This window comes from Streptomyces sp. NPDC040610 (assembly GCF_055594065.1).
In genome coordinates this window covers 223,039-235,146 of sequence record NZ_JBVIXA010000012.1, presented here as the reverse complement: position 1 = coordinate 235,146, position 12,108 = coordinate 223,039, and the positions used below count along the sequence as shown (strand labels likewise).

General features: G+C 71.3%; 14 protein-coding genes. 7 read left to right on the top strand and 7 right to left on the bottom strand.

The window, feature by feature from the left end:
- Window positions 1–351 precede the first annotated feature (351 nt).
- The 3 genes from ACZ6AA_RS33380 to ACZ6AA_RS33370 all read left to right on the top strand — a co-directional run bounded on the left by ACZ6AA_RS33380 (window position 352) and on the right by ACZ6AA_RS33370 (window position 2,615).
- A complete protein-coding gene (locus ACZ6AA_RS33380; protein WP_087883784.1) occupies window positions 352–1,317 on the top strand; it encodes a lipoyl synthase in 966 nt (321 codons plus the stop codon).
- Between the two features lie 356 nt (window positions 1,318–1,673).
- A complete protein-coding gene (locus ACZ6AA_RS33375) occupies window positions 1,674–1,877 on the top strand; it encodes an SCO2195 family GlnR-regulated protein (RefSeq protein WP_468449257.1) in 204 nt (67 codons plus the stop codon).
- Between the two features lie 30 nt (window positions 1,878–1,907).
- Window positions 1,908–2,615, top strand: a complete 708-nt coding sequence (locus tag ACZ6AA_RS33370) for a DUF4191 domain-containing protein (RefSeq protein WP_468449259.1) — start codon at window positions 1,908–1,910, stop codon at window positions 2,613–2,615.
- A gap of 127 nt (window positions 2,616–2,742) precedes the next feature.
- On the opposite strand, the gene ACZ6AA_RS33365 is transcribed toward ACZ6AA_RS33370, so the two are convergent.
- Complete coding sequence (locus ACZ6AA_RS33365; RefSeq protein WP_190116928.1) at window positions 2,743–3,210, bottom strand: RDD family protein; 468 nt, start codon at window positions 3,208–3,210, stop codon at window positions 2,743–2,745.
- Between the two features lie 254 nt (window positions 3,211–3,464).
- Here ACZ6AA_RS33365 and glnA point away from each other — a divergent pair, with 254 nt between their 5' ends.
- The 3 genes from glnA (at window position 3,465) to ACZ6AA_RS33350 (ending at window position 7,465) form a co-directional block, all read left to right on the top strand.
- On the top strand, window positions 3,465–4,874 hold the full coding sequence (gene glnA / locus ACZ6AA_RS33360) for a type I glutamate--ammonia ligase (RefSeq protein ID WP_468449261.1): 1,410 nt from the start codon (window positions 3,465–3,467) through the stop codon (window positions 4,872–4,874).
- A 148-nt stretch (window positions 4,875–5,022) separates the two neighbouring features.
- A complete protein-coding gene (gene chrA, locus ACZ6AA_RS33355) occupies window positions 5,023–6,195 on the top strand; it encodes a chromate efflux transporter (RefSeq protein WP_468481010.1) in 1,173 nt (390 codons plus the stop codon).
- A 265-nt stretch (window positions 6,196–6,460) separates the two neighbouring features.
- Window positions 6,461–7,465 carry an arsenic resistance protein gene (locus tag ACZ6AA_RS33350; RefSeq protein WP_471462203.1) on the top strand — a complete coding sequence of 335 codons (1,005 nt, stop codon included), beginning with the start codon at window positions 6,461–6,463 and terminating at the stop codon, window positions 7,463–7,465.
- A 31-nt stretch (window positions 7,466–7,496) separates the two neighbouring features.
- Here the strand turns inward: ACZ6AA_RS33350 and ACZ6AA_RS33345 are convergent, their stop codons facing one another.
- Window positions 7,497–7,943 carry an arsenate reductase ArsC gene (locus tag ACZ6AA_RS33345; RefSeq protein ID WP_471462201.1) on the bottom strand — a complete coding sequence of 149 codons (447 nt, stop codon included), beginning with the start codon at window positions 7,941–7,943 and terminating at the stop codon, window positions 7,497–7,499.
- An 11-nt stretch (window positions 7,944–7,954) separates the two neighbouring features.
- On the bottom strand, window positions 7,955–8,353 hold the full coding sequence (locus ACZ6AA_RS33340; protein WP_468449292.1) for an ArsR/SmtB family transcription factor: 399 nt from the start codon (window positions 8,351–8,353) through the stop codon (window positions 7,955–7,957).
- A 134-nt stretch (window positions 8,354–8,487) separates the two neighbouring features.
- On the opposite strand from ACZ6AA_RS33340, the gene arsM reads away from it, so the two are divergent.
- Window positions 8,488–9,240 carry an arsenite methyltransferase gene (gene arsM, locus ACZ6AA_RS33335; protein WP_468449293.1) on the top strand — a complete coding sequence of 251 codons (753 nt, stop codon included), beginning with the start codon at window positions 8,488–8,490 and terminating at the stop codon, window positions 9,238–9,240.
- Between the two features lie 259 nt (window positions 9,241–9,499).
- Here arsM and ACZ6AA_RS33330 read toward each other — a convergent pair whose 3' ends face one another.
- The 4 genes from ACZ6AA_RS33330 to ACZ6AA_RS33315 form a co-directional block, all read right to left on the bottom strand.
- Window positions 9,500–10,099: a hypothetical protein gene (locus tag ACZ6AA_RS33330; protein ID WP_468449294.1), complete on the bottom strand. Its 600-nt coding sequence runs from the start codon at window positions 10,097–10,099 to the stop codon at window positions 9,500–9,502.
- A 211-nt stretch (window positions 10,100–10,310) separates the two neighbouring features.
- Entirely contained in the window at window positions 10,311–10,601 is a 291-nt protein-coding gene (locus ACZ6AA_RS33325) for a DUF6355 family natural product biosynthesis protein (protein WP_471462198.1), read from the bottom strand.
- A 117-nt stretch (window positions 10,602–10,718) separates the two neighbouring features.
- Window positions 10,719–11,219, bottom strand: a complete 501-nt coding sequence (locus tag ACZ6AA_RS33320) for an MmcQ/YjbR family DNA-binding protein (RefSeq protein WP_471462196.1) — start codon at window positions 11,217–11,219, stop codon at window positions 10,719–10,721.
- Between the two features lie 36 nt (window positions 11,220–11,255).
- Window positions 11,256–12,104: an ABC transporter ATP-binding protein gene (locus ACZ6AA_RS33315; RefSeq protein ID WP_468481079.1), complete on the bottom strand. Its 849-nt coding sequence runs from the start codon at window positions 12,102–12,104 to the stop codon at window positions 11,256–11,258.
- Window positions 12,105–12,108 lie beyond the last annotated feature (4 nt).

The window sequence follows — 12,108 nt, the reverse complement described above, 5'->3', positions numbered from 1 at the left end:
CCCCTCCCCCCCCCCCCCCCCCCCTCCACCCCCCCCCCCCCCCCCCCCCACCTCCTTCCCCCCCCCCCCCCCCCCCCCCCCCCCCCCCCCCCCCCCCTCCTCCTTTCCCCCCCCCCCCCCCCCCCCTCCCCCCCCCCCCCCCCCCCCCGGTGCCGGGGCCCGTCCAGGAGGCGGCCGGGGCCCCCGAGACCGCACTCGCCTAGCCGCCAGGCCCCTGGCCGACCCCTGAGCGCCCGAGCGGGAATGCACCCCTCGGGCCGGAGGTTGGCCAGAAGTAAGTCCAATGACATCGCGGGCGTACCCTGGGGTGCGCCGACGAATCGAAGTTACGCCAGCTATCAGGGAGCCGATGTGTCCGCAGTCGCACCCGACGGACGCAAGATGCTGCGCCTGGAGGTCCGGAACGCCCAGACCCCCATCGAGCGCAAGCCCGAGTGGATCAAGACCCGGGCGAAAATGGGCCCCGAGTACACGAAGATGCAGCAGCTCGTGAAGAGCGAGGGCCTGCACACGGTGTGCCAGGAGGCGGGCTGTCCGAACATCTACGAGTGCTGGGAAGACCGCGAGGCCACGTTCCTCATCGGCGGCGACCAGTGCACGCGGCGCTGTGACTTCTGCCAGATCGACACCGGCAAGCCGCAGGCCCTCGACCGCGACGAGCCCCGCCGTGTCGGCGAGTCCGTCGTCACGATGGACCTGAACTACGCCACCATCACCGGCGTCGCCCGCGACGACCTGGAGGACGGCGGCGCCTGGCTGTACGCGGAGACCGTGCGCCAGATCCACGCGATGACCGCCGAGCGTGAGGGCGGCCACACCAAGGTCGAGCTGCTCATCCCCGACTTCAACGCGGAGCCGGACCAGCTGGCCGAGGTCTTCTCCTCCCGCCCCGAGGTGCTCGCGCACAACGTGGAGACGGTGCCGCGCATCTTCAAGCGCATCCGCCCGGGCTTCCGCTTCGAGCGCTCCCTGAAGGTCATCACCGAGGCCCGCGAGGCCGGTCTGGTGACGAAGTCGAACCTGATCCTCGGCATGGGCGAGGAGCGCGCGGAGGTCAGCGAGGCGCTGCGCCAGCTGCACGACGCGGGCTGCGAGCTGATCACGATCACGCAGTACCTGCGCCCGTCGGTGCGCCACCACCCCGTGGAGCGCTGGGTCAAGCCGCACGAGTTCGTGGAGCTCAAGGACGAGGCCGAGCAGATCGGCTTCTCCGGCGTCATGTCCGGCCCGCTGGTGCGCTCCTCGTACCGCGCCGGGCGGCTGTACCAGATGGCGATCGAGCGGCGCGGCGCGTACGTGGCCTCGCAGGCGGTGTGACGCGGGCACATGCCGAGTACGCACGCACTGTGTGAATCGGCGCACAAGTGACTACCAACCAGTAGTGACCGTAATGACGCGGCCCCTACGATCCCCGCAGGTGAAGGGGATCGCATGGGCCGCGTCAGTGTTTTGGGGGCCCGCGTCAAGGTTTCATCGGTGTTTGACCGGTCGGTCACGCCCTGGTAACACCAATCAGTGACCCTGGAATTACCGCACGTGCAGCCTTACCCAGAGCACAACGATCGTTTCCGTACGCAGGGCTCTCCCCGGATCCCGGAGGGCTTCCCCCCGAAGCCAGGCACCCCCCTCACAGCGCTCCCCCGTCAACTGTCGCTCCCCCGGAGGGCATCACCATGCAGGCCGCGCCCGTTCGCGCCACCGCCATCCCGACCGTCACCGACGCGCTGCGCGCCGTCGAGTCGCTGCTCATGAGCGGCGGCCAGCGCACCGCGCGCCGCAACGCCTGGACGTCCGTCCTCGAGGACCGACGCCGTGCGAAGGACCGGGTCGAGGCACAGCGCGTGCTGGAAGAGGCAGGAGCAACCCGCACGTCGTAGTCGGCTCCAGGGCCACGTAGACTTCGAGGCATGGCGAGGAAGGAAACCACCGCGGCGGCTTCGGCCGCGGAACCCGGGCGACTCAAGCAGATTGCCCTGACCTACAAGATGACCCGGCGGGCCGACTCCAAGATCGGTCTCATCATCGCGGCTGTGGGAATCGTCACCTTCGGTGTCTTCCTCGCGATCGGCCTCTGGCTCGACCACCCCATCTACCTGGGCATTCTCGGCTTCATCCTCGCCTTCCTGGCGATGGCGATCGTCTTCGGACGCCGGGCCGAGCGTGCCGCCTTCGGGCAGATGGAGGGCCAGCCCGGTGCGGCGGCCGCGGTGCTCGACAAGATCGGCCGCGGCTGGACGACGACCCCCGCGATCGCGATGAACCGCAGCCAGGACGTGGTGCACCGCACCGTCGGCAAGGCCGGCATCGTCCTGGTCGCCGAGGGCAACCCGAACCGGCTGAAGCCGCTGCTGGCCGCCGAGAAGAAGAAGATGGCCCGCATCGTCGCGGACGTCCCCGTCCACGACGTGATCGTCGGCAACGGCGAGGGCCAGGTCGAGCTCAAGAAGCTCCGCACCACGCTCCTGAAGCTCCCCCGCGTCCTCCAGGGCCCGCAGGTCACGGCGACGAACGACCGCCTGAAGGCGATGGGCGACCTGATGAGCAACATGCCGTTGCCGAAGGGGCCCATGCCCAAGGGCGCACGCATCCCGCGCGGCGGGCCGAAGATGCGGTGACGCTGCCGCTGTTCCTCTGCGTGGCCGCGTGAGCGTGGCCGCACCTGACTGGATACGCCGATGGGGCGCCCGGAACCGAGTGGTTCCGGGCGCCCCATCGGCGTACGGAGAACGTGGGTACCGGGTCCTAGATCCTGACCTGCACCGCGCGGGCGAGGCGGTCGTGGAGGCCGCGGCCGTCGCGGTCCCAGATGAGGGCCGGGATGCCGATGCACAGCAGGGCGCTGCGGACGAGGACCCGGACGAGGCCGAGGCGGCCGCCCTCCTCGCTGACGACGCGCAGGCCGAGCAGGCGCTTGCCGGGCGTGCTGCCGACCGTGCCGACGGTCAGCAGGCTCATCACGAAGAGGAGCCCGAGCGCCCAGTTGCCCATCGCCTGCGGGTTGCCGCGCGCGAGCAGGCCGTACGCGATGACCATGCACAGCGCCCAGTCGATGGCGATGGCGCCGATGCGGCGGCCGGGCCGGGCGATGGAGCCGGGGCCCTCCTCGGGCAGGCCGAGCTGCTCGCCGCGGTATCCGAAGTCGACGCCCGCGTCCTCGGCCGCCGCGCGGGGGCCGGAGAGCCACGATCCGATTGCTTGCCTGTTGTCCACCCGTCCACGGTACTGTGCCCGATTTCGTACGCGGAGAGGTGGGTGTCGTCCGGAGGCGGAGCGGCTGGTGTCCGGCCCCGGGGGAAGGCGTACGCCAGGGTCCCGCACCCGGGCCGGTTAACTTCGGCGAAACAAATGGGTCACGCTTGAGAAATCCCCCGTCCCTATGGTCGGGTCCCAGCGTGTGCCACCGCACTGGCCGCACCACGAGCTTGCAACCCCGCCCCTCCCGGGTCGGGAGTAGGAGGAGTTGGATGTTCCAGAACGCCGACGACGCAAAGAAGTTCATCGCGGACGAGGACGTCAAGTTCGTTGACGTCAGGTTCTGCGACCTTCCGGGTGTGATGCAGCACTTCACGATCCCGGCGGCGGCGTTCGACCCCGCCGAGGAGCTGGCCTTCGACGGTTCGTCGATCCGCGGCTTCCAGGCGATCCACGAGTCCGACATGGCGCTGCGCGCGGACCTGTCGACGGCCCGGGTGGACCCGTTCCGCAAGGACAAGACGGTCAACGTCAACTTCTTCATCCACGACCCGATCACCGGCGAGCAGTACTCCCGTGACCCGCGCAACGTGGCGAAGAAGGCCGAGGCCTACCTCGCCTCCACCGGCATCGCCGACACGGCGTTCTTCGGCCCCGAGGCCGAGTTCTACGTCTTCGACAACGTCCGCTTCAACACCGCGGCGAACGAGTCCTTCTACCACATCGACTCCGAGGCCGGCGCCTGGAACACCGGCGCGGTGGAGAACAACCGCGGCTACAAGGTCCGCTACAAGGGCGGCTACTTCCCGGCCCCGCCGGTCGACCACTTCGCCGACCTGCGCGCCGAGATCTCCCTGGAGCTGGAGGCCTCCGGCCTGCAGGTCGAGCGCCAGCACCACGAGGTCGGCACGGCCGGCCAGGCGGAGATCAACTACAAGTTCAACACGCTGCTCGCCGCGGCCGACGACCTGATGCTCTTCAAGTACATCGTGAAGAACGTCGCCTGGCGCAACGGCAAGACCGCGACCTTCATGCCGAAGCCGATCTTCGGCGACAACGGCTCGGGCATGCACGTCCACCAGTCCCTGTGGTCCGGTGGCGAGCCCCTCTTCTACGACGAGCAGGGCTACGCGGGCCTCTCGGACACCGCCCGCTACTACATCGGCGGCATCCTCAAGCACGCCCCGTCGCTGCTCGCCTTCACCAACCCGACGGTGAACTCCTACCACCGCCTGGTCCCCGGCTTCGAGGCCCCGGTCAACCTGGTCTACTCGCAGCGCAACCGCTCCGCCGCGATGCGCATCCCGATCACGGGCTCCAACCCGAAGGCCAAGCGCGTCGAGTTCCGCGCCCCGGACCCGTCCTCGAACCCCTACCTCGCCTTCTCCGCCCTCCTCCTCGCGGGCCTCGACGGCGTCAAGAACAAGATCGAGCCGGCCGAGCCGATCGACAAGGACCTCTACGAGCTCGCCCCCGAGGAGCACGCGGGCGTCCCCCAGGTCCCCACCTCCCTCCCCGCGGTCCTCGACGCCCTCGAGGCGGACAACGAGTACCTCCAGGCAGGCGGCGTCTTCACGTCCGACCTCATCGAGACGTGGATCGACTACAAGCGCACGAACGAGATCGCCCCGATCCAGCTGCGGCCGCACCCGCACGAGTTCGAGCTGTACTTCGACATCTAAGCCGCGCAGGCGCTTCGCGTGCTGTGAGCTTTCGGAGGCCGTCACCGGCATGGTGGCGGCCTTCGGCCGTGTCTGCCCGTTCACACCCGGCCGGTAGGGTCGCGCCGCCTGGAGGTGACCGATGCGGGGAAGAGGAGTCGTGGACGGCGTGAGCGGGGTGTCCGAGGGCGGACGGACGCGGGTGGGGCTCGGGACGATCGTCCGGGAGTGGGGGCGTGTCGGGTGTGTGGGGTTCGGGGGGCCGCCCGCTCATGTCGCCCTGCTCAGGGAGCTGTGTGTGGAGCGGCGGGGGTGGATCTCGGCGGCCGAGTTCGAGGACGGGGTCGCGGCCACCAATCTGTTGCCGGGGCCTGCCTCCACCCAGTTGGCCATCCTGTGTGGCTGGCGGCTGCGTGGCCTGGCCGGAGCGCTGGTCGGTGGGCTTGCCTTCATCGTGCCGGGGCTTGTGCTGATCCTCGCCCTGGCCGTCCTGTTCCTCGCCGGGAGTCCGCCGCTGTGGGTGCGCGGTGCTGCCGCCGGGACGGGCGCGGCCGTCGCCGCTGTCGCCGTCCAGGCCGCGACCGCGCTGACTCCGGCGAGTTGGCGCCGGGCCGGTGAGCGGCGGGCGGCCCGGGTCCGCTGGGTGTGCTACTTCCTCGCGGGTGGCGCGGCGGCCGCGGTCGTGGGCCCGTGGATGGTGCTGGTCCTTGTCGCGGCCGGTCTGCTGGAGGTCGGCGTGCGCACCCGCGGTGCTTCGGGGCGGCGTGCCGCGTGGCCGCTGCCGCTCGCGGCCGCCGCCCCCGCCGTGGGTGGGACGGCCGCGCTGGCGTGGGTGGCGTTCAAGGTCGGGGCGCTGTCCTACGGCGGCGGCTTCGTCATCATTCCGCTGATGCAGGCCGACGCCGTCCACACCTACCAGTGGATGACCGACGGCGAGTTCCTCAACGCCGTCGCGCTCGGGCAGGTCACCCCCGGCCCCGTCGTACAGACCGTCGCCGTCGTCGGCTACGCGGCGGCCGGGATCCCGGGCGGGCTGCTGGCCGCCGCCGTGGCCTTCGCCCCCTCCTTCCTGTTCGTCGTCCTCGGCGGTCCCCGGTTCGACCGGATCCGCGCCCACGCCGGTGTGCAGGCGTTCTTCACCGGCGCGGGGCCCGCGGTCATCGGCGCGATCATGGGCTCGGCCATCCCCCTCGCGCTGGCCCTCCAGCACCTGTGGCAGTACGGGGTGCTGGTCGCCGCCGCGGTCTGGCTGCTGGTGGCCCGCCGCGGCGTGGTCGGCGCGCTGCTCGCGGCGGGGGCTGTGGGGGCGGTGGGGGCTTTGGGTGGGTGGTCGGTCGGTTGAGGCCGGGGGCTGGGCGGTTGATGTCGAGGCGGCCGGGCGATGGTCCGGGGTGGCCGGGCGATGGTCCGCTGAGGCCGCGGTGGCCGGGCGGCGGTTCGCTGAGGCCGAGGTGGCCGGGCAGAGGTCCGCTGAGGCCGGGCGGCCGCGCCGTCGCTCGCCGACCCGTTCGGAGCGGTCACCGACCCCGGACCGCCCCTCACCTGTGAGGATGGGCCCTCCGGCCGACCGGAACGGGCAAGGACGACCAAGAGGGACGTACGCACGGATGTCGCAGGACGCGCGGGGCCTGGTGGACCGGATGGACGACCACCAAGTGGCCATCTACCTGGGCGCGATGGCCGCGGGCGCCGCACTCGGGCTGGCCGCGCCGGACGCCGGGCCCGGCCTGGAGCACGCCATCAACCCGGTCCTCGCGGCCCTGCTGTTCGTGACCTTCCTCCAGGTCCCGGCCCGCGAACTGCTGCGCTCCCTGAAGGACGCCCGGTTCCTGTCCGCCGCCCTGGTGGTGAACTTCGCCGTCGTACCGCTCGTGGTCGCAGCGATGTTCGCCTTCCTGCCCGCCGACCGGGCCGTACGCGTCGGCGTGCTGCTCGTCCTGCTGTGCCCGTGCGTCGACTACGTGATCGTCTTCTCCGGGCTCGCGGGCGGCGCGAGCCGCCGTCTGCTGGCCGCGACGCCGCTGCTGCTCATCGGCCAGATGCTCCTGCTGCCGCTCTTCCTGTACGTGTTCATGGGCCCGGACCTGGGCGACATCGTCGAGGCGGGCCCGTTCCTGGAGGCGTTCTTCGTCCTGATCGTCGTACCGCTCGCCCTGGCCTGGGCCCTCCAGGCGTGGGCCGGGCGCGGGGCGACCGGGCAGAAGGTGTCCGACGCCGCGACCACCACGATGGTCCCGCTCATGGCCGCGACCCTCCTGACCGTCGTCGCCTCCCAGGTCCCGAAGCTCGGCGGGAACCTCACCGACGTGGCCGCCGTGGTCCCCTTCTACGCCCTGTTCCTGCTCGTGATGGCCTTCGCGGGCAAGGCCGTCGCCCGCCTCTTCCGCCTCGACACCCCCGGCTCGCGCGCGCTCGTCTTCACCGGCGCCACCCGCAACTCCCTCGTCGTACTGCCCCTGGCCCTGGCCCTGCCCGACCCCTACGCCATCGCCGCCGTCATCGTCGTCACACAGACCCTCGTCGAGGTCATCGGCATGGTCGTCTACGTCAGGACCGTCCCCCGGCTGCTGCCCGAGGGAGCACGGGCCGAGCGGACTCCGACGACGAGGTGACCGGCGCCCGCGTCCCGTCCCCCGAAGGCGGCTACTCTGGCGCGATCTCCGCGAGCAGACCCCGGACCAGGGCCTCGATCTCGTCGCGGATCGGGCGTACGGCGGCGACGCCCTGTCCGGCCGGGTCGTCCAGCTTCCAGTCCAGGTAGCGCTTGCCGGGGAAGACGGGGCAGGCGTCGCCGCAGCCCATGGTGACGCAGACGTCCGACTCCCGTACCGCGTCGACCGTGAGGAGCCTCGGCGCCCGGTCGGAGATGTCGATGCCGACCTCCGCCATGGCCTCGACGGCGGCGGGGTTCACGGCGGCGCCGGGGGCGGACCCGGCCGACCGGACCTCGACGCGGTCCCCGGCCAGGTGGGTCAGCCAGGCGGCGGCCATCTGGGAGCGGCCCGCGTTGTGGACGCAGACGAAGAGTACGGACGGCTTGTGGCTGTCAGAGATGTCAGAGATGTCTGGGGTGTCTGAGGTGTCAGGCATGGCTTCCTCTGTCACTTGCCGAGTTGCGCGGGGGCGGGCTGTCCGGGGCGGGTGAGGATCCCGGCGAGCTTGTCGGTCGTCTCGGGGCGCAGCCAGTAGTAGACCCAGGTGCCGCGCCGTTCGCAGTCGATGAGTCCGGCCTGCCGCAGGAGCTTGAGGTGGTGGGAGATCGTCGGCTGGGAGAGGTCGAAGGCCGGGGTCAGGTCGCAGACGCAGATCTCGCCGTCCGCGCCCGAGGCGATCATCGAAAGGAGGCGCAGCCGGACCGGGTCGCCCAGGGCCTTGAACACCTTGGCCAGCTCGACGGCCTGGTCCTCGCCCAGGGGCGCGGTCAGCAGCTCCGGCAGCGGATCCGGGCAGCATCCGTCCGCGGCCGTCTGCCCCAGCACCACGAGCTCTTGTTTCGACATTCCTCTATGTTGACAAGCTTCGATCCAAGGCGCAACCTTGCATCGACAGACTTCGAATCAAGGGCTCCCGATCGGGAGGTCCGATCGGGAGCCCCGGTCACGAAGTCCGTTTCGTTCCCTTGAGGAGGCCCATCATGAGTGATCAGTCAGCTGACCTGCGCGAGACCGTCCGTCGGCGGTACGCGGCCGCCGCTCTCCAGGTGGCCGAGGGCGGCACCGGGTGTTGCGGACCCGAGGCCGTCGAGGTCGACGAAGGCTTCGGCGGAGACCTGTACGCGGCCGACGAGCGCGCCGCCCTGCCCGCCGAGGCCGTCGCCGCCTCCCTCGGCTGCGGCAACCCGACGGCCGTGGCCGACCTCCACGAGGGCGAGCGCGTCCTCGACCTCGGCTCCGGCGGCGGGATCGACGTGCTGCTGTCCGCCCGCAGGGTCGGGCCGAGCGGCAAGGCGTACGGCCTGGACATGACCGAGGAGATGCTCGCCCTCGCGCTGGCCAACCAGAAGAAGGCCGGCGCCACCAACGTGGAGTTCCTGAAGGGCGCCATCGAGGCCGTCCCGCTGCCCGCGAACACCGTCGACGTCGTGATCTCCAACTGCGTGATCAACCTGTCCACCGACAAGCCCGCCGTCTTCGCGGAGATGTTCCGCGTGCTGGCCCCCGGCGGTCGCATCGGCGTCTCGGACGTCGTCGCCGACGACACCCTCACCCCCGCCCAGCGGGCCGAACGCGGCGACCACGTCGGCTGCATCGCGGGCGCGCTGTCCTTCGCCGAGTACCGGCGGGGGCTGGAGGCGGCGGGTTTCACCGACGTCGAGATCACCGTGACCCACACCGTCGCCGACAGCATGCGTTCCGCGATCGTCCGCGCCAGCAAGCCCGCCGGTTAGCCTGTCCGCCGGTTAGCCAGTCCGCCGGCCAGCAAGCCCACCGGTTAAAGTGCGGGCATGTACGGGGGAGCAAGAGCACGGACATTGCCGTGCACATGGTGCAACACACCGGTGCCGCAGCCGCGCCGCAGATGGCGCAGGCGGCTCTACTGCAGCAAGGCGCACCGCCGCAAGAACCGCGTCGTGGAGGCCGTCGGCAATTTCCTGGACAGCCTCTAGCCATCGGCTACGAGTCAGCCACGAGGCGGCCATGAGTCGACTATGACCCGTCCTCGTCGCAGCCGACGATGTCGTCCTCGCACTCGAACACGTCGTCCTCGGCGATGGTGTTCAGGCGCCAGACGATCTCGGCGAGGTTCTCCGACCGCCGTTCGTCGGGGGCGACGCGGGCCGTGAAGGGGGCGGCGCCTGCCGGGATGTTGAACTGGTCCGCCTGTCGTTCGCCACAGGGCACGACCCACTCCTGCTCGTCGCCACCGCGGCCGAGCGTGAGCGTGATCTCGTCGGTGTTCGGGGCCACGCAGGTGATGTCGAGGCGGTAGGGCCGCTCGCCCGGCGTGGGGAACGTCTTCCTGAGCCCGTCAGAGAAGGACGTGACGTCGCTGTCGACCAGTTCGGCAGGCGTGTCGTCGTAGCCGAGAGCCCTGTCGGCCCGCCGCAACGCGTCCTCCGCGTCGCCCTTTCCCCACTCGACGAGCTGCCCCTCGTCGGCGGGCGGCGAGCTGGACGCGGGCGGCTCGGCGGACCGTTCGGACGGGCCATCGGACCGGTCGGCCCGGCCGCCGCAGGCCACGGTCAGGAGGACGACTGCCGCGCCGAGGGCGGCGGCGCGCGCTGTCGTACGTATACGAGGGATCATCAACTGGCTCTCCGGCAGGGCCTGATGCGACTGGGGTACGCCGCGCAGGCACAGACTGTACTTTATTGGTGCAGACCATCAGGGGTCGCCCAGGGTGGGGCGTGCGGATGCCGGGGAGACGGCGGCGGCCCGGGCGTGCGCTGACACGCTCGCCCGGGCCGCTGGTGGCGCTGCCCGCCGGCAGCGTCACCTTCTCACCGAAGTACGGTCGTCAGCAGGTACGGCCGACGTAGTGCGCCCCCTGGATCTTGTCCGCCGAGCCCAGCCACGTCTTGCCCGGGGCGACACAGCGCTCGTAGTCGGGCGCCAGGGCGACCCGGACCTGGATGACGACGCGGGAGCCGTCGCCCGTGCAGTGGTTGTAGTAGGCGTCGGCGGAGGTCTCGTAGAAGCCGCAGGGGTCGGCGGCCGCGGGGGTCGCGGTGACGGTCACCGCGCCCAGGGACGTGAGGGCGAGAGCGGTGGCGGCGAAGGCACTGGTCACCAGGCTGCGGACGGGCACGGGGAACTCCTCGGTCAGGGAGGGACGGTACGGCCCGGAACGGTGAGCGGTCCGGGGCGGCTTTCGGCCCGAGGATCGCAGCCCCTTGTCACCCCAGTTGATCGAATGGCGCCCCGTTCACCTGGAAGAACGTTCACCCCTCCGCCGATCGGATGGATCTCCTCCGTTTTCAGGCGGGGATCCGGTCGCCGGGGGTGGGCCGCCGACGCGGGCCGCGAGCCGCTTCGGTGCCTGAACGCGGTAGCTCTCGGTGAGGAGTTCCGCCACCTCGGCCCAGTCGGTGGTCCCGTCCAGGCGCATGCCCACGACGTTCCTGCCCCAGGACTGCCGGAAGAACGGGGCGCCCGCGTTGGTCAGCGCCTCGAACTCCTCGCCGTGCGAGCGGAACGTGAGGATCGTGGTGAGGCCCTCGGTCGCGATGGCGCGCGCCGACGGGGAGTCGGAGCGGGTCAGGTCGGTGAGGTAGACGTGCGCGAAGGTCGCGGCGCGGATGCGCCAGCGGGTGCCGATCCAGGCCGGTTCCTCGTGCGCGTCGGGGAGGTTCAGGCACACGGCACGCAGGTGGGTGAGGACGTCGAGGGGGACCTCGTCGTCGTCCGGGATCCTCTGGCGTGTCATGGGTGCCTCCCCCTGGCCGCGGGTTTTCCGGTGAGTTTATGGACCCGGTCGCCGCGGTGGCGTTCTCAGGAAGCGGACCGACACATGGTCCAGCGGGTCCGCCGGTGGCGTCACCCGCGCCCGCACCCCGTACACCTCCGCGATCAGCCCCTCGGTCACGACCTCCGCGGGCGTGCCGTGCGCGTACGCCCTGCCCTCCTTCAGGACCAGGATCTCGTCGCAGAACATGGCGGCCAGATTGAGGTCGTGCAGGGCGATCACCGTGGTCACGGGGAGCGAGGCGATCAGGTTCAGGAGGTCCAACTGGTGCTGGATGTCCAGGTGGTTGGTGGGTTCGTCGAGGAGGAGCTCACGGGGGGCCTGGGCCAGGGCGCGCGCGATGTGGGCGCGTTGGCGTTCGCCGCCGGAGAGGGTGTGCCAGGACTGGTCGGCCCGGTCGGTGAGGGAGGTGCGGACCAGGGCGTCCCGGACGGCGCGCTCGTCGGCGGGCGTGCTGCCCGACCAGGGCCTGCGGTGCGGGATGCGGCCGAGGGCCACCACCTCCCGTACGGTCAGCTCCACCTGCGTGGCGGCGTGCTGGTCGACCACCGCGAGCCTGCGCGCCGTCTCCCTGCGGCCGAGCCGGGGCAGCGGCGTGCCGTCCAGCGTGACCACGCCCGCCGCGGGTGCGAGGACGCCCGCGAGGAGGCGCAGGAGCGTGGACTTGCCGGAGCCGTTCGGACCGATCAGGCCGAGCGTGGTGCCCGGCCGCGGGGCGAGCGTGATGCCGTCGACGATGAGGCGGCCCCCTGCCTCATGGGCGACGCGGGCCGCCGCGAGCCCGGGGGGTGCGGGCTTCTCGTACGTCGTCGGCTTCTCGTACGCCACCGGCTTCTCGTACGTCATCGGC

Coding starts and splice junctions, on each gene's coding strand:
- ACZ6AA_RS33315 (WP_468481079.1), bottom strand. CDS start 12,104: ATGACGTACGAGAAGCCGGTGGCGTACGAGAAGCCGACGACGTACGAG.
- ACZ6AA_RS33350 (WP_471462203.1), top strand. CDS start 6,461: ATGTCGCAGGACGCGCGGGGCCTGGTGGACCGGATGGACGACCACCAA.
- ACZ6AA_RS33345 (WP_471462201.1), bottom strand. CDS start 7,943: ATGCCTGACACCTCAGACACCCCAGACATCTCTGACATCTCTGACAGC.
- ACZ6AA_RS33340 (WP_468449292.1), bottom strand. CDS start 8,353: ATGTCGAAACAAGAGCTCGTGGTGCTGGGGCAGACGGCCGCGGACGGA.
- arsM (WP_468449293.1), top strand. CDS start 8,488: ATGAGTGATCAGTCAGCTGACCTGCGCGAGACCGTCCGTCGGCGGTAC.
- ACZ6AA_RS33330 (WP_468449294.1), bottom strand. CDS start 10,099: ATGATCCCTCGTATACGTACGACAGCGCGCGCCGCCGCCCTCGGCGCG.
- ACZ6AA_RS33370 (WP_468449259.1), top strand. CDS start 1,908: ATGGCGAGGAAGGAAACCACCGCGGCGGCTTCGGCCGCGGAACCCGGG.
- ACZ6AA_RS33375 (WP_468449257.1), top strand. CDS start 1,674: ATGCAGGCCGCGCCCGTTCGCGCCACCGCCATCCCGACCGTCACCGAC.
- glnA (WP_468449261.1), top strand. CDS start 3,465: ATGTTCCAGAACGCCGACGACGCAAAGAAGTTCATCGCGGACGAGGAC.
- ACZ6AA_RS33320 (WP_471462196.1), bottom strand. CDS start 11,219: ATGACACGCCAGAGGATCCCGGACGACGACGAGGTCCCCCTCGACGTC.